Raw genomic sequence first — 14,682 nt, forward strand, 5'->3', positions numbered from 1 at the left:
CACCGTCGGGAGTGCGAGGCGCCCCGGGACCCGTGACACCATCGGGTACGTGCTCGACATCGGCTACTCCCTCTCCCGGCGCTTCCCGGACCCCCCGCAGACCGACTACCGCTCGGCGGACGTCCACTCCCTGCGCCACGACCTGTTCTGCGGGGACGTCTACCTCGCCGACACCGACAAGGACCGGGAAGTGTCCACAGCCTGGGGATGGGTCCCCGTCCTCGACTTCGCGTGGGCGCTGTGCGACATCGTCGAGCAGCTCGACCAGGACCCGCGCGGCAACCGCTCCGCGAACCGCCAGCACGCCGAACTCGACTTCACCGAGTCCACGGACCGCATGCTCTTCGAGCGCCGCTTCGGCTGGGTCGACATCGAGGCCGACTGGATGCCGCCCGAGGAAGCCCCCCTCACCTTCAGCCACCGCCTGCTGCGCCGCGAAGCCCGCGACTTCCTCCACGACGTCATCGCGGACCTCGTCGACATGCACGACGGCCTGGCCGACAACCCCATCATCTGGACCCTCCAGTCCCGCTTCCCCCGCGTCCCGGCCTGAGCACTCCAGCCCCGCCGGGCAAATCCAGCCCCGCCGGCGTTTGAGGCGCGGGGGTCCGGGGGTAGCGCCCCCGGCAGCGGCGCCGCACCGAACCCCCCGCCCGCTACGGAACCACCCGCACGCCCAACTGCACCGCAAGCGCCGGCGCCAGCTCGAACAGCTGCCCCGGACTGATCACCGCCCCGGCCAGCGCCTCCACCCCGCGCGCAATCTCCAGCACGCTCGCCGCCCGTAGATCCACGTCCGCCATCCGCACCCCGCTGAAGTCCACCCCCCGCAGCGCGCAGTCCCGGAACTCCACCCGCTCCAGCACCGCACCCCCGAAGTCCGGCTCCACCAGCACGCACCCCTCGAAGACCACGTCCCGCAGCCGCGCCCCCCGCAGGTTCAGGTAGTCGATCTTGCCCCCGCGGACCACCACCCGCTCCAGCACGCCCCCGTGCATCCGCACGCCGCCGAGCCGGGCGTCCACCAGCTCCACGTCCCGCAACGACGCCTCCGACAGGTCGGTCCCCACCCCCCGCACCCCCTCCAGTACGGAGTCCAGGAACCTCGCCTTCGCCAGCCCCGCCTCGTCCAGCACGCACCGCCGCACCGCGCAGTCCATGAACCGGGCCCCGACCCCGTCCTGCCCCGCCAGGTCCAGGTCCGCGAACTCCAGCGCGTCGTAATCCCCGTCCGGCTCCAGCTCACCCCCCTCCCACACCGACAGCTCGGGCAACCGCACCTCCGCCCGCCGCGCCGCCTTCACCGTCTGCTGCTGCCCTTTTCGCACCATTCCCCCATCGTGACCGACCCCACTGACAAAGAGGCCCGCCCCTTCCCTGGCCTAGGCCGTCTCTTTCGGATCTTGTCGGCCGAGCCCGCGGCGTCTGGTGCCGTGCATGGCAAGGCGGAGGGGCGTGCCGCGTACTGGACGTACTCGGGCGCCCCGACAACGCGGCCAGGTGCGGTGCCAGGCGTCGCGGGCCCGACAAGATCCGAAAGAGACGGCCTAGTGCCCGCGGCCCGTGGCGGAGGCGAAGCCCAGCCAGGTGTGGCGGTTGCCCCACCAGCACCAGCCGACCTTCGGGGCGTTGCGACGCTCGCGGCCGTCCCGCCCGGTGCCGTTGCTGATCCAGATCGCCGGGGTGCGGGCGTCCAGGGCGCCGTTCGCCTTGCGCAGCCGGGAGCCGATGGTCATGAAGCAGCGGTCGCGTTCGAGGACCGCCGGCTGCTGGAGCACCCAGTGGATGCCTTCGGTGAGCAGCAGCGGGGTGCGGTCCTCCTCGGTGAGGGCGGGCAGTGCCTCGTCCGGGCTCCAGTTGGCCATGCGGTCGCCGCGGTCCAGGCCGGTGACGAGGTAGAGGGGGGCGTCGGGCAGTTCGACGGCGCAGGGGGCGAAGCGGTCGACGTCGGTCATGTCGGCGACGACGAAGCCGGACTTGCCGTCGTGGCGGAGCAGCGGTGCGAGGGCGGAGGCGGGGGCGCGGTCCGGGTGGACGGCGAGCAGGGCGTCACCGCCTCCGCGACCGGCATCCAGGGCGAAGGTGCGCAGCTCGTCGGCGGACATCCCCGCGAGCTCGTGCACCCCGAGCCGGATCAGGCGATCCGCCTGGGTGGCGAGCGGCGGGAGAGGGGGCAGGGTGCTGGCGGTGGACGAGGTATCCGGCAAGGTACTCCTCGATTCGTGGTCCGGAGCGGTAGGCCTGGGGGCCAACGAGGCGGCCCGCCGGAATGTTCCCGGCGCGGCGGCTCCACGACGGACGAACCCCCGGGACGGGCCGGCGCCGCATCACCGGCCCTGCGGCGGGCTCACCGCGCCCCGCCCAGCTCCGCCCCGTCCAGATCCACCCCGCCCGGCTCCGCCCCGCCCAGCTCCGCCAACGCCCCGTCTGTCAGCCGGTACACCGACCACCCGTCCTGCGGCCGCGCGCCCAAGGCCTCGTAGAAGGCGATGGTCGGCGCGTTCCAGTCCAGGACCGACCACTCCAGCCGCTCGTACCCCCGCTCCACGCAGATCCGCGCCAGCTCCCGCAGCAGCGCCTTCCCGTGGCCGCCGCCGCGCACGCCCGGCCGTACGTACAAGTCCTCCAGGTAGATGCCGTGCACGCCCCGCCACGTCGAGAACGACAGGAACCACATCGCGAAGCCGACGACCTCCCCGTCCTCCGCCTCCGCGACGTGCGCGAACACCGCCGGCCGCTCCCCGAAGAGCGCCTCCCGCAACTGCTCCTCGGTGGCCCGCGCCTCGTGCGGCACCTTCTCGTACTCGGCGAGCTCGCGGATCATCGCGCGAATGACGGGGACATCGGAAACCACAGCTCTACGAATCATCCCCGCAGCCTAATTCGACCGCCCGTCACCGCCGGAGCAGTGCCTGCGCCACCGCCAACTGCCGCTCCCCGACCCGCTCCTCCCCGTCCTCCACGTCCCACAGACAGTTCTGCAGCACCCGCCCGAGCGTCCAGGCCCGCGCCCGCTCCCGCTCCACCCCTGCAGCCTCCGACAGCAGGTCGAACCGCCACCGCACTTCCTCCGCACGGAAGTTGTTGACGATCGCCGGCAGCAGCTCGAATCCCGGATCACCGGCCAGCGGTTTCGGATCGATCGCCAGCCACGGCTCCCGGCCGCCCGCCAGCACGTTGTCGTAGTGCAGATCCCAGTGCAGCAGCCGGTCCCCCGGCTCCCCGGCGACCTCCGCCACCGCCGCCGCGCAGTCCCGCACCAGCCGCCGTTCCCGCCCGTCCACCAACCGCCCGAGCGCCGCCGGTACGTCCTCCAGCATTCCGGCGGCGACCTCTCCCAGCCCGCGCAGCCCGGCCGGCGCCGCCACCGCCGAGAGCCGCGCCAGCAACTCCCCGACCACGCCCACCGCCCGGCGCGAATCCCGCCGCGCCGGCCCCGACAGAGGCCGCCGCGCGTCCAGCCGCTCCAGCAGCAGCGTGCCCGTATCCCCGTCGTGTTCCAGCAGCCGTACGGAGCCCTCGCCGCCCCACGCGCGCAGCGCGACCGGCTCCCCCGCGCTCTCCTCGTCCGGCTCCAGCAGCTTCAGCACGGCCGCGCTCCCGTCGGCCCGCACGACCGGCAACACCAGCGCCGTCACGCCGTGCATGCCCGGCCCGGTCCGCCGCAGTTCCCACCGCTCCAGGAAGTGCGCCGCCCGTGCGGGCAACGCCGCGATGAACTCCCGCCCCGCCTCACCGTTGCGGCGGATCTGCGCCCGCACGAGCCCGTCCGGAACCTCACGAAGATCCGTAACATCCGGATCCTCCGCAACATCCCCGATGTCGACCACGACCCGACGGTAGCGCGACCGATCAGCCGACGCCCGCGTCCTTCAGCGTCTGCGCGAAGGCCTGCGCGTCGAACATCGACCTGCCCTTCGCACCCACCGCGCGCCCGTCCACCCGTACCATCGGCGTCCCCTGTGCCCCCGTCGCCTCGAAGGCCTGCTCGGCCTCGTCGACCCACCCCTCGTACGTCATGTCCGCGACGGCCTTGTCGAAGGCCGGCCCCCGCAGCCCCGGCACCTTGTCCGCGATCTCCAGCAGCAGACCGTCCGTGAACTTGCCCTTCGGCTGGCTCGCGAACACCGCCGCGTGGAACTCCGCGAACTTCCCCGCGTCCACCGACGCCCGCAGCGCGTTCACCGCCTTCACCGACCCGCTCGCCCCGCCCTGATCCAGGAAGGAGGCCAGCAGGTACTCCACCTTCACCTTGCCGTCCGCCGCGAGCTTCATCAGCGTCTCGCCGCCCGCCGCCTCGAAGGTCGCGCAGTAGGCGCACCGGGGATCCACCAACACCTGCGCCGTACGCGGCGCATCCGGGTTCCCCACCACGATCTTCGCCCCGTCGGCCTTTGCCGGGAGCGTGGCCAGCACGTCCGCGATCGGGCTGGTCCGCACCCCGGCGGAGGCGGCCGACGTCTCCTTCCCGCCCCCGGCCCCGTCGCCCGCACCGCAGCCGGCCGCGGCCCCGCCCAGCAGCGCCGCCGCCGCGACCGCCACGACGACTCGTCCCGCCCGCCCTGCCCTGCGTATGCCAGCCATCAATCGAACCTCTCACCCGAAAACACGACAAAACCCCCACCACCCTACGTGCCCCGGCACCCCACCCACATCGGCCATTCGACCCCCCATCCCGCCCCAAGGCACGACAACCCGTCCCTGGACACCCCCGCGAGACCACGTGTAGCAATCCCCCCATGACGATCAACGGCGGCATTTCCTTCTGGTACGCGACCGACCACACCACCCCGGACGCCCCACCCCGCGCGCCCCTCACCGCCCACGCCACCGCCGACGTCGTCATCGTCGGCGGCGGCTACACCGGCCTCTGGACCGCCTACTACCTCAAGCGGGCCGCCCCCGACCTGCGCGTCACCGTCCTCGAACAGAAGTTCTGCGGCTACGGGGCCTCCGGCCGCAACGGCGGCTGGCTCTACAACGGCATCGCCGGCCGCGACCGCTACGCCGCACTCCACGGCCACCCGGCCGCCCGCCGCCTCCAGCACGCCATGAACGAGACGGTCACCGAGGTCATCGACGTCGCAGCCAAGGAAGGCATCGACGCCGACATCCACCAGGGCGGCGTCCTCGAGGTCGCCCGCACCCCCGCCCAGCTCAGCCGTCTCAAGGCCTTCCACGCCGCCGAGCTCGCCTTCGGCGAAACCGACCGCGAGCTGCACGACGCCTCCGCCACCCGCCGCCGCATCGACATCGCCGACGCCGTCGGCTCCAGCTGGAGCCCCCACGGCGCGCGCATCCACCCCCTGAAGCTGGTCAAAGGCCTCGCCGCCGCGTGCGAGCACCTCGGCGTCGTCATCCACGAATCCACCCCGGTCACGGAGATCTCCGCCGGGAAGGCCGTCACCCCCTACGGCACCGTCCGCGCCCCGCACGTCCTGCGCTGCACCGAAGGCTTCACCGCCGCGCTCAAGGGCCAGAAACGCTCATGGCTCCCCATGAACTCCTCGATGATCGTCACCGCGCCCCTCCCCGCCGAGGCCTGGGCGCAGTTGGGCTGGTCGGGCCGGGAGGTCCTGGGCGACATGGCCCACGCGTACATGTACGCCCAGCGCACCGCCGACGACCGCATCGCGATCGGCGGGCGCGGAGTCCCGTACCGCTTCGGCTCGCGCACGGACAACGACGGCCGCACCCAGCCCGCCACCATCGAGGCACTCACCACCCTGCTCACGGCCTTCTTCCCGCAGCTCACCGGTACGGAGATCACCCACGCCTGGTCGGGCGTCCTCGGCGTCCCCCGCGACTGGTGCGCCACCGTCACCCTGGACCGCACGACGGGCCTCGGCTGGGCGGGCGGTTACGTGGGCTCGGGGGTCGCCACCGCCAACCTCGCCGCCCGCACCCTGCGCGACCTGGTCCTCGGCGAACCCACCGAGCTGACCACCCTCCCCTGGGTGGGCCACCGCGTCCGCCGCTGGGAGCCGGAACCTTTCCGCTGGCTCGGCGTTCAGGCCCTCTACGCCGCCTACCGCGAGGCGGACCGCCGCGAAACCGCCACCCACAGCCCGAAGACGGCCCCCCTGGCCCGCCTGGCAGACCGCATCTCGGGCCGCCACTGACCCCGGGCGGGGGTACGCCGAAGGCCCCGGACCTGAGCGGTCCGGGGCCTTCGTGCGCGGAGCCCCCTGTCGGGTTCGAACCGACGACCCCCGCTTTACAAGAGCGGTGCTCTGGCCAGCTGAGCTAAGGAGGCAGGGCCGCCATCACTCTACACAGGCCCCTCTTCCCCAAGCCATCAGATTGGCCACGGGCACCGCGCCGGACGGGTCAGGAGCAGCCGGGCACCGTACCGGCGCAGTTCGTCGGCAGGTTCTTGACGATCTTGCTGTCCGTGAGGGTGACGACGGCGCCTTCCCCGTTGTTAATGCCGCCGCCCACGCCCGCGGCGCGGTTCTCCGCGACCGTCGTGTGGTCCAGCGTCAGCTGGGTGACGCCACCCGCCGTCTCCGCCACGTTGTTGATGCCGCCGCCGTCGCGACCGGCCTGGTTCGACTCGACCTTGCTCTTCTTCAGCGTCGCGGTGCCCGCGTTGTTGAGGCCGCCGCCGTCGTTGCCGGCCCGGTTGTCGGCGATGGCCGACTCATGGACCTCCAGCGTCGCCTCCTCCCCGTTGCTGACGCCGCCGCCGTCCACACCGGCCCAGTTCTCGACGACCTTGGTGTACTTGAGCTTCGCGGTGCCGAGGTTGTAGATGCCCCCGCCGCTGCCGTCGCGGGCCTCGTTGTTGGTGATGAGGCCGTGCTCGACGGTCAGCGTGCCCGCGTTCGCGATGCCGCCGCCGTCCGCGTCGGCCGCGTTGCCGGCGACGGTGCTCTTCTTGAGCGTGAGGGTGCCGGCCGCGTCGTTGCTGATGCCGCCTCCGTCCCCGGCGGTGTCGTTCGCGTTGGTGACCACGTTGGTCAGGACCTCGCTGTCGACGAGCGTCACGCTGCCGCCCGTGTTGTGGATGCCCCCGCCCTGCCCGATCGCCAAGTTGCCGGCGACCTTGCTGTCCTCCAGGCGCAGGGTGCCCGCGTTGCCGATGCCGCCGCCGTACCCGTCGGTGCGGCCGCCGGTCACGTTGGTCCCCTTCAGGAGGAGTTCACCGCCCTCGTTCACCGAGATGATCCGGAAGTACGACACGCCCTCGGTGATGGATCGGATCAGCGTCGAGTTGCGACCGACGATCTTGACCTTCCCGGTGATGGCCGGCAGGGCGGTGCCCGAATCCTCGAAATCGTCCGTGAAGCGGTAGGAGCAGTCCCTGGCCAGGTTGACCGTGCCGCCGTCGGGGTTCTCATTGGCCGCGCCGACGGCGGCGAGCAGTGCAGCGACGTCACCGCATGCCACGTTCACCTTCAGGGGAGCCTGGGCCACGGCGGCCGGTGCGACCGCCATGCACAGGCCCACGCTCGCCGCAACAGCAGATCCAATGAGTACGAGACGATTGTTCATTCGCTTCTCCCTCTCGGTGCCAAGCCGGGCCGGCGCCACCGCACGGGAGGCGCCCCCAGGACGCACCAGAGGTATCGCCTGAGCCCCGCCGCGTCCCGCACCTCGGTTCGGACCCTCCGGAAGTCCATGCGAACGGCTGCCACCCGTACGGATTCAGCGAGCGGGACTTCCGGGGCCCCGGGGGTGCTGACAGAAGGCGTCCGGGCAGGTAGCGTCGGGCGGAGTCCGATTTACTGGACTAGACCTTCCACTCGGATCGTCCGGCACGTTCCTGCCGGTAGAAGGGATTCATCACCATGGCTTCTGTCACTTTCGACAAGGCGACCCGGCTGTACCCCGGCGGCGACAAGCCCGCCGTGGACCAGCTCGAGCTGGAGATCGAGGACGGCGAGTTCCTCGTCCTCGTCGGCCCGTCCGGCTGCGGCAAGTCCACCTCGCTGCGCATGCTCGCCGGCCTGGAGGACGTCAACGGCGGCGCCATCCGCATCGGCGACCGCGACGTCACGCACCTGCCGCCCAAGGACCGGGACATCGCGATGGTGTTCCAGAACTACGCGCTGTACCCGCACATGTCCGTCGCCGACAACATGGGCTTCGCGCTCAAGATCGCCGGTGAGGACAAGGCCACCATCCGCAAGAAGGTGGAGGACGCGGCGAAGATGCTGGACCTGACCCAGTACCTCGACCGCAAGCCGAAGGCGCTCTCCGGCGGCCAGCGCCAGCGCGTCGCCATGGGCCGCGCCATCGTGCGCAAGCCGCAGGTGTTCCTCATGGACGAGCCGCTGTCGAACCTCGACGCCAAGCTCCGCGTCTCCACCCGTACGCAGATCGCGGCGCTCCAGCGCGACCTCGGCATCACCACGGTCTACGTCACCCACGACCAGGTCGAGGCCATGACCATGGGCGACCGCGTGGCGGTCCTGAAGGACGGGCTGCTCCAGCAGGTCGACACCCCGCGCAACATGTACGACCGCCCCGCGAACCTCTTCGTGGCCGGCTTCATCGGCTCCCCGGCCATGAACCTGGTCGAGGTCCCGATCACCGACGGCGGCGTGAAGTTCGGCGACAGCGTCGTCCCGGTGTCGCGCGAGGCGCTGTCCGCGGCGGCCGACGCGGGCGACCGTACGGTCACGGTCGGCGTGCGCCCGGAGCACTTCGACATCGCCGAGTCCGGCGGTCTGACGATCGTCGTGAACGTCGTCGAGGAACTCGGCGCGGACGGCTACGTGTACGGGACCACCACGTCCGCCGAGGGCTCGCAGGACCTCGTGGTCCGCGTCAACGGCCGCCGGGTGCCCGAGAAGGGCTCCAGCCTGCACGTGGTGCCGCGGGCCGACGAGATCCACGTGTTCTCGACGTCCTCCGGTGCGCGCCTCTCCGACTGACGGCGTTCGCAGGATTCGCAGGGTTTGAGAGGGGCGTCCCGCCAAGGGGCGCCCCTTGGCCGTCCGTTGCCATGCTCCGGCCCCGGTTCCGACCCGACAGGAACCCCGGCAGGAACCCCGACAGACCGGACCATTCGGCCCCAACGTCAACCCTTAATTCGAAAAGCCACGTCGAACCATCCCCCGACAGGGTGACTAAATGTCGCCAAATCTTCACCGAGCGCTACTCTCGCCCTCGTGACCCACACTGCCCGCCGTATCGGCCGTTCCCTCGCCCTGGTCCTGCCCGTCGTCCTGGTCCTGTCCGGGACCCTCGCGGTCACCATGGTCCCCTGGGCGGACACTTCCTCCTCCCAGATCCTGACCGCCTCCGCCGAGGACGTCTCCGTGCCCGCGAAGCCGCGTGCCGCGCACGACGTGCTGCGCGACAAGCTCGTCGGTGAACTCCAGCAGGGTCAGGAGCCGGACGACGTCCTCACCCACCTTCAGCAGGAGGTGAACCGGCGGCCGTCGCTCGCCGAGCACTGCGTGGGGATCGCGCGGGCGCTGGGGCGGGCCGCCGTCGACGCGTACGGCCCGACGAAGGCCCAGTCCTTCGCCCGGCCGGTGTGCGACACCTCGTACGCGTCCGGTGTCGCCTCCATGGGCTGACGCACGCCACGTCCCTACGCTGGCCGCCATGGCCGACAACCACCGCCCCGCTCCCGCCCCTTCCACCGCCTCCGCCGTTCCTTCCGCAGCCGCGGACCCCGCCGCCCCCACCCAGGCAGTCGTCCTGGCGGGCGGCCAGGGTTCGCGGCTGCGTCCGTACACGGACGACCGTCCGAAGCCGATGGTGGAGATCCCCGGGACGGGGCTGCCGATCATCGGGCACCAGCTGGCCTGGCTGGCGGCCGAGGGGGTCACCGACGCCGTGGTCTCGTGCGGGCATCTCGCCGAGGTGCTCCAGGAGTGGCTGGCGGGGGCGCAGTTGCCGCTGCGGGTGACGACCGTGGTGGAGGAGGAGCCGTTGGGGCGGGGCGGCGGTCTCAAGCACGCCGCGCGGCACCTCCCGCACCCGGACCGGGCCTGGTACGCGACCAACGGCGATGTGTGGACGCGCTTCTCGCTGCGCGAGATGGCGGCTTTCCACACGGAGCGCGGTGCGGTGGCGACGCTGGCGCTGGCCCGGCCGCGGATTCCGTGGGGGGTGGTGGAGACGAACGAGTTCGGGCAGGTGCTGGACTTCATCGAGGCTCCGCCGTCGCCGTATCCGGTGAATGCCGGGGTGTACGTGTTCGGGCCCGAATTCGCCTCGCTGCTCCCGGATTTCGGCGACCACGAGCGGACGACCTTCCCGCGGCTGGCGCGCGAGCGGCGGCTGGCGGGCTTCCCGCTGCCACAGGGGGCCTACTGGCGGGCGATCGACACCGCGAAGGACCTGGCGGAGGCGGCACGGGAGTTGGCGGCGCAGACGGGCTCCTGACGGCCTCAGGGGCGTACGAGAGGTCGCCCCGGCCTCACCGCCGTACGGTGCTTCGCGCGTCCGGCGCACGCGGAGGGGCCCGGCACGCTCGCACGCGCCGGGCCCCTGTTCCTTCCGAGCCGTGTCGGCCGATCAGTCGGTCGGCCTCAGCCGAGGAGTCCTCCGACCAGGCCGGGCTGCTGCTTCGTCGGGGTGCCGCCGCTCGTGCTTCCCGAGGTGGTCGGCGCCTTCGGTGAGGTGGACTGCCGCGGGGTACTGCGCGGGGTCTGCCTGCTGGTGGTGCCCTTCGTCGCGGTGGGCGACTCGGAGCCGGTGCCCGCGGTCTCCCGGGACGGGGCACTGGAGGCGCCCTTGCCGGACTTGGCGGAGGGCTCGGTGGCGGAGGCCGAGGGGGACGGGGCCTTGGAGGGCTGCTGGCTGGGCTGCTGCCTGGCCGGGGGCTGCGGCAGCGGGCGGCCGGGCAGGTAGTTGCTCGGGGCTTCGCCGGGCCCGGGCACGGTGACGACGGTGGTGGAGCGGACGGCGCCGCCGAGGAGCGAGCCGACGAGCAGGGTGAGCCCGCAGACGACGGTGGCCATGACGGCACCGCGGCGCAGGACGCGCCGGCGCAGCCGCCAGATCTCGGAGCGGGGTCCGAGGGTGCGCCAGGCCTCGCCGGCGAGGCGCCCGTCGAGGGAGTAGACCGGGGCGCCCGCGATGATCAGCGGGCTCCAGGCGGCGAGGTAGATGATGTCGGGCGCGTCGTAGGCGGGGACGGTCTTCCAGCTCACCGTCATCAGCAGCGCGGCGGAGAGCAGCGCCCCGAAGCAGGCGGCGAACCGCTGCCACAGGCCGAAGACGGTCAGCACGCCCACGATGACCTGGAGGAAGGCCACGCTGAGGCCCGCGCCGACCGGGTGCGCGAGCGCGAAGTCGCGCAACGGTTCGGCGAGCGCCCAGGGGTGGAGGGTGCGCAGCCAGGTGACCATGGAGCCGCGTTCGCCGCCGTCGAAGTAGACGGGGTCGCACAGCTTGCCCATGCCGGCGTAGATGGAGATGAAGCCGAGGAAGACGCGCAGCGGGAGGAGCACGACGCCGAGGTTCATGCGGCGGCCGGGGTAGTACGAGGCCTGGCCGCGGGTGTCGTTGCCGGCCCGCCGGGAGTCGGCCCCGGGCCCGGAGCCCGCCCCGGAGCCGGGCGGGCCCCCGTGGGGAAAGTCCCGTACGGCGGCCAGCGGGCGGGTTTCGGCGGGGTCGCCGTAGCTGCGCTGGCCGATGACGGTCGGCGTGGCGAGGGTGTTGTCGGCGAGGTCGTGGGCCAGGTCGATGCGCGGGATGACCTGGGTGGCGCCGCCGCCGTCGTACTCGTCGAGGCCGCGCCCCGCCTCGCGTACCGCCTGGAGGAGTCCGCCCATGGCCGCGGCGTCCCCGGCGTCGGACTTGCCGCTCCAGACGACGGGGGCCCGGCGGCGGCCGGCCCCTGCGGCGGCGACCACGGCACCGCCGAGGACGGGCGCGCGGCCGGGGGCTCTCGCGGGCTTGGAACGCGCGCTCGGGCTCGGTGCGAGCCGCACGCGGAAGCTGGCGTGGTTGACGATGACCTGTGCGGGATCGCACGGCACCTTGACCATGCTCAGCGCGGGCTGGTCGTCGAACCCTGACGTTCTGGTGTCCACACTCATCTAACCGAGTGATCAGTGTTTAGGACACTGCCTTGACGGCAGGGATGTGTCCGAGACCCGTCAAGATCAAGCCACCCCGCCCGAAACGGGCGGGGTGACACGCTCACGGGTCACTTTCCGTGAGCCAAGTGGATCAAGGGGCCACGGATCAGACGCGTCCGCGGTCCGCGCGGCGGCGGGCCGCCTCGTAGAGCACGACGCCCGCGGCGACACCGGCGTTGAGGGACTCGGCGCCGCCCGGCATCGGAATGCGCACGAGGTAGTCGCAGTTCTCGCCGACGAGGCGGCCGAGGCCCTTGCCCTCGGAGCCGACGACGATGACGACCGGGCCGCCGAGCGCGTCCAGGTCGCTCACCGTGTGCGTGCCCTCGGCGGCGAGGCCGACGATGGTGATGCCGGCCTTCTTGTAGTCCTGGAGGGCGCGGGTCAGGTTGGTGACGCGGGAGACCGGGGTACGGGCGGCGGTGCCGGCCGAGGTCTTCCAGGCGCCGGCGGTCATGCCGGCGGCGCGGCGCTCGGGGATGACCACGCCGTGGCCGCCGAAGGCGGAGACGGAGCGGACGATCGCGCCGAGGTTGCGCGGGTCGGTGACGCCGTCGAGGGCGACGATCAGCGGGTCCTCGCCGCCGTCGTAGGCGGCCGCGGTGAGGTCCTCGGGGTGCGCGTACTCGTACGGCGGGACCTGGAGGACCAGACCCTGGTGGTTGAGCCCGTTGGTCATGCGGTCGAGCTCGGGGCGCGGGGCTTCCATCAGGTTGATGTTGCCGCGCTCGGCCGCGAGCTGGAGGGCCTCGCGCACGCGCTCGTCGTTGTCGATGAACTGCTGGACGTAGAGCGTGGTGGCCGGGACCCCGTCGCGCAGCGCCTCGAAGACCGGGTTGCGGCCGACGACCATCTCGCTGGTGCCCTTGGGGCCGCCTCGGCGGGGGGCCGGGCGGCGCTTGGCGGCCTGGCGCGCGATGGCGTTGCTGATGCGGTTCGCCTTGTGCTTCTTGCGGTCCTCGGCCTTGGGCGTGGGGCCCTTGCCCTCCAGGCCCTTGCGCCGCTGGCCACCGCTGCCGACCGTCGCGCCCTTCTTGTTGGACGTGCGGCGGTTCCTGCGCTGGCTGTTCCCGGCCATGACTTCTACCTGTTTTCTTTGATGCTGCGATATGTACGTATGAAGAGTGTGCGGCCCGGAGCGCCGGGCAGCACACCAAGCTCAGCTACCGGGCTCAGCGGGGGCCGAGCGTCCAGCGCGGTCCCGTCGGGCTGTCCTCGATGACCAGCCCGGACTGCTGGAGCTGGTCGCGGATGGCGTCGGCGGTCGCCCAGTCCTTGCGGGCCCGGGCGGACTCGCGCTGTTCCAGGACGAGGCGTACGAGGGTGTCGACCGCGCCGTGCAGGTCTTCGCCCCGGTCGGCTCCGTTTTCGCCGGCCCAGTGGGGGTCGAGCGGGTCGAGGCCGAGGACGCCCAGCATGGCCCGCACCTCGGACAGGCGCGCGATGGCCGCGTCCTTGTCGTCGGCGGCGAGCGCGCTGTTGCCCTGGCGGACGGTGGTGTGGACGATGGCGAGCGCCTGCGGGACCCCGAGGTCGTCGTCCATGGCCTCGGCGAAGGCGGGCGGGACCTCGGCGGCGGGCTCGACGGGCTTGCCGGCCTTCTCGATGACGCGCTGGTAGAAGCCCTCGATCCGGGCGAAGGCCGACTCGGCCTCGCGCAGCGCTTCCTCGCTGTACTCGATCATCGACCGGTAGTGCGGGGTGCCGAGGTAGTAGCGCAGGACGATCGGACGCCACTTCTGGACCATCTCGGAGACGAGCACCGAGTTGCCCAGCGACTTGGACATCTTCTCGCCGGACATGGTGACCCAGGCGTTGTGGACCCAGTAGCTCGCGAACGCGTCGCCGAAGGCCTTGGCCTGGGCGATCTCGTTCTCGTGGTGCGGGAAGATCAGGTCGAGGCCGCCGCCGTGGATGTCGAAGGCCTCGCCGAGGTACTTGTGCGCCATGGCGGAGCACTCCAGGTGCCAGCCGGGACGGCCGCGGCCCCACGGGGTCTCCCAGGAGGGCTCGCCGGGCTTGACGGACTTCCACATGGCGAAGTCGCGGGCGTCGCGCTTGCCGGTCTCGCCGGTGCTCTCCGGCTGGCGGATGTTGTCGAGCTCCTGGCGGGAGAGCGAGAGGTAGCCGGGGAAGGACTTCACGTCGAAGTAGACGTTGCCCTCGGACTCGTAGGCGTGGCCGCGCTCGATGAGGCCGCGCATCATCTCGACCATCTCGGTGACGTGGCCGGTGGCGCGGGGCTCGTAGGTGGGCGGGAGGCAGCCGAGCGCGGCGTAGCCGTCGTTGAAGGCCCGCTCGTTCTCGTAGCCGATGGACCACCACGGGCGGCGCTGCTCGCCGGACTTCGCGATGATCTTGTCGTCGATGTCCGTGACGTTGCGGATGAAGGTGACCTCGTAGCCCCGGTACTCGAACCAGCGGCGCATCATGTCGAAGTTGAGGCCCGACCGGATGTGCCCGATGTGCGGGGCCGCCTGCACCGTGGCGCCACAGAGGTAGATCGAGACACAGCCCGCGGTGAGCGGGGCGAAGTCACGGATCTGCCGGGCGCTGGTGTCGTACAGGCGAATAGTCACGGCATCCAGGGTAGTGCGCGTATAGCAGTGCCCCGCGACCCTTTGGGGCCGCG

14 protein-coding genes and 1 tRNA gene are annotated in these 14,682 nt (G+C 72.0%); 5 read left to right on the forward strand and 10 right to left on the reverse strand.

All coding sequences use genetic code 11. The features are described 5' to 3' along the window. Positions 1-49: 49 nt before the first annotated feature. Entirely contained in the window at positions 50-553 is a 504-nt protein-coding gene (locus ACZ45T_RS33490; RefSeq protein ID WP_361944378.1) for a hypothetical protein, read from the forward strand. A 103-nt stretch (positions 554-656) separates the two neighbouring features. Here ACZ45T_RS33490 and ACZ45T_RS33495 read toward each other — a convergent pair whose 3' ends face one another. From ACZ45T_RS33495 to ACZ45T_RS33515, 5 genes are all read right to left on the reverse strand, one after another. Then, positions 657-1,331 carry a pentapeptide repeat-containing protein gene (locus tag ACZ45T_RS33495; RefSeq protein WP_468447902.1) on the reverse strand — a complete coding sequence of 225 codons (675 nt, stop codon included), beginning with the start codon at positions 1,329-1,331 and terminating at the stop codon, positions 657-659. Between the two features lie 216 nt (positions 1,332-1,547). Continuing rightward, entirely contained in the window at positions 1,548-2,207 is a 660-nt protein-coding gene (locus ACZ45T_RS33500) for a DUF5701 family protein (protein ID WP_468447903.1), read from the reverse strand. Between the two features lie 140 nt (positions 2,208-2,347). After that, on the reverse strand, positions 2,348-2,869 hold the full coding sequence (locus ACZ45T_RS33505; protein ID WP_468447904.1) for a GNAT family N-acetyltransferase: 522 nt from the start codon (positions 2,867-2,869) through the stop codon (positions 2,348-2,350). Positions 2,870-2,894: 25 nt separating this feature from the next. Continuing rightward, the gene (locus tag ACZ45T_RS33510) at positions 2,895-3,821 is read right to left on the reverse strand and encodes an aminoglycoside phosphotransferase family protein (protein WP_468447935.1); all 927 of its coding nucleotides are present in this window, start codon (positions 3,819-3,821) and stop codon (positions 2,895-2,897) included. A 31-nt stretch (positions 3,822-3,852) separates the two neighbouring features. Then, entirely contained in the window at positions 3,853-4,584 is a 732-nt protein-coding gene (locus ACZ45T_RS33515) for a DsbA family protein (protein WP_468447905.1), read from the reverse strand. Between the two features lie 155 nt (positions 4,585-4,739). On the opposite strand from ACZ45T_RS33515, the gene ACZ45T_RS33520 reads away from it, so the two are divergent. Then, positions 4,740-6,122 carry an NAD(P)/FAD-dependent oxidoreductase gene (locus tag ACZ45T_RS33520; RefSeq protein WP_468447906.1) on the forward strand — a complete coding sequence of 461 codons (1,383 nt, stop codon included), beginning with the start codon at positions 4,740-4,742 and terminating at the stop codon, positions 6,120-6,122. Positions 6,123-6,182: 60 nt separating this feature from the next. Here the strand turns inward: ACZ45T_RS33520 and ACZ45T_RS33525 are convergent. Together ACZ45T_RS33525 and ACZ45T_RS33530 are read right to left on the reverse strand one after the other, a co-directional pair. Beyond that, positions 6,183-6,256, reverse strand: a tRNA-Thr gene (locus tag ACZ45T_RS33525). Positions 6,257-6,330: 74 nt separating this feature from the next. After that, positions 6,331-7,497 (reverse strand): hypothetical protein, encoded by a 1,167-nt coding sequence (locus tag ACZ45T_RS33530; protein ID WP_468447907.1) that lies wholly within the window; start codon positions 7,495-7,497, stop codon positions 6,331-6,333. Between the two features lie 296 nt (positions 7,498-7,793). Between ACZ45T_RS33530 and ACZ45T_RS33535 the strand changes: the two genes are divergently transcribed. The 3 genes from ACZ45T_RS33535 (at position 7,794) to ACZ45T_RS33545 (ending at position 10,347) form a co-directional block, all read left to right on the forward strand. Continuing rightward, positions 7,794-8,882 carry an ABC transporter ATP-binding protein gene (locus tag ACZ45T_RS33535; protein ID WP_468447908.1) on the forward strand — a complete coding sequence of 363 codons (1,089 nt, stop codon included), beginning with the start codon at positions 7,794-7,796 and terminating at the stop codon, positions 8,880-8,882. Positions 8,883-9,119: 237 nt separating this feature from the next. Next, positions 9,120-9,533 (forward strand): hypothetical protein, encoded by a 414-nt coding sequence (locus ACZ45T_RS33540; protein ID WP_468447909.1) that lies wholly within the window; start codon positions 9,120-9,122, stop codon positions 9,531-9,533. A gap of 28 nt (positions 9,534-9,561) precedes the next feature. Beyond that, complete coding sequence (locus ACZ45T_RS33545; RefSeq protein ID WP_468447910.1) at positions 9,562-10,347, forward strand: nucleotidyltransferase family protein; 786 nt, start codon at positions 9,562-9,564, stop codon at positions 10,345-10,347. 146 nt (positions 10,348-10,493) lie between these two features. On the opposite strand, the gene ACZ45T_RS33550 is transcribed toward ACZ45T_RS33545, so the two are convergent. The 3 genes from ACZ45T_RS33550 to cysS all read right to left on the reverse strand — a co-directional run bounded on the left by ACZ45T_RS33550 (position 10,494) and on the right by cysS (position 14,629). Then, entirely contained in the window at positions 10,494-12,008 is a 1,515-nt protein-coding gene (locus ACZ45T_RS33550; RefSeq protein WP_468447911.1) for a DoxX family protein, read from the reverse strand. Between the two features lie 148 nt (positions 12,009-12,156). Next, positions 12,157-13,128, reverse strand: a complete 972-nt coding sequence (gene rlmB, locus ACZ45T_RS33555; protein ID WP_468447912.1) for a 23S rRNA (guanosine(2251)-2'-O)-methyltransferase RlmB — start codon at positions 13,126-13,128, stop codon at positions 12,157-12,159. A 94-nt stretch (positions 13,129-13,222) separates the two neighbouring features. Continuing rightward, positions 13,223-14,629, reverse strand: a complete 1,407-nt coding sequence (gene cysS / locus ACZ45T_RS33560; RefSeq protein WP_468447913.1) for a cysteine--tRNA ligase — start codon at positions 14,627-14,629, stop codon at positions 13,223-13,225. Positions 14,630-14,682 lie beyond the last annotated feature (53 nt).

The organism is Streptomyces sp. NPDC030995, from assembly GCF_055571215.1.

Coding starts and splice junctions, on each gene's coding strand:
- ACZ45T_RS33495 (WP_468447902.1), bottom strand. CDS start 1,331: ATGGTGCGAAAAGGGCAGCAGCAGACGGTGAAGGCGGCGCGGCGGGCG.
- ACZ45T_RS33505 (WP_468447904.1), bottom strand. CDS start 2,869: ATGATTCGTAGAGCTGTGGTTTCCGATGTCCCCGTCATTCGCGCGATG.
- ACZ45T_RS33515 (WP_468447905.1), bottom strand. CDS start 4,584: ATGGCTGGCATACGCAGGGCAGGGCGGGCGGGACGAGTCGTCGTGGCG.
- ACZ45T_RS33520 (WP_468447906.1), top strand. CDS start 4,740: ATGACGATCAACGGCGGCATTTCCTTCTGGTACGCGACCGACCACACC.
- ACZ45T_RS33530 (WP_468447907.1), bottom strand. CDS start 7,497: ATGAACAATCGTCTCGTACTCATTGGATCTGCTGTTGCGGCGAGCGTG.
- ACZ45T_RS33535 (WP_468447908.1), top strand. CDS start 7,794: ATGGCTTCTGTCACTTTCGACAAGGCGACCCGGCTGTACCCCGGCGGC.
- ACZ45T_RS33545 (WP_468447910.1), top strand. CDS start 9,562: ATGGCCGACAACCACCGCCCCGCTCCCGCCCCTTCCACCGCCTCCGCC.
- ACZ45T_RS33550 (WP_468447911.1), bottom strand. CDS start 12,008: ATGAGTGTGGACACCAGAACGTCAGGGTTCGACGACCAGCCCGCGCTG.
- rlmB (WP_468447912.1), bottom strand. CDS start 13,128: ATGGCCGGGAACAGCCAGCGCAGGAACCGCCGCACGTCCAACAAGAAG.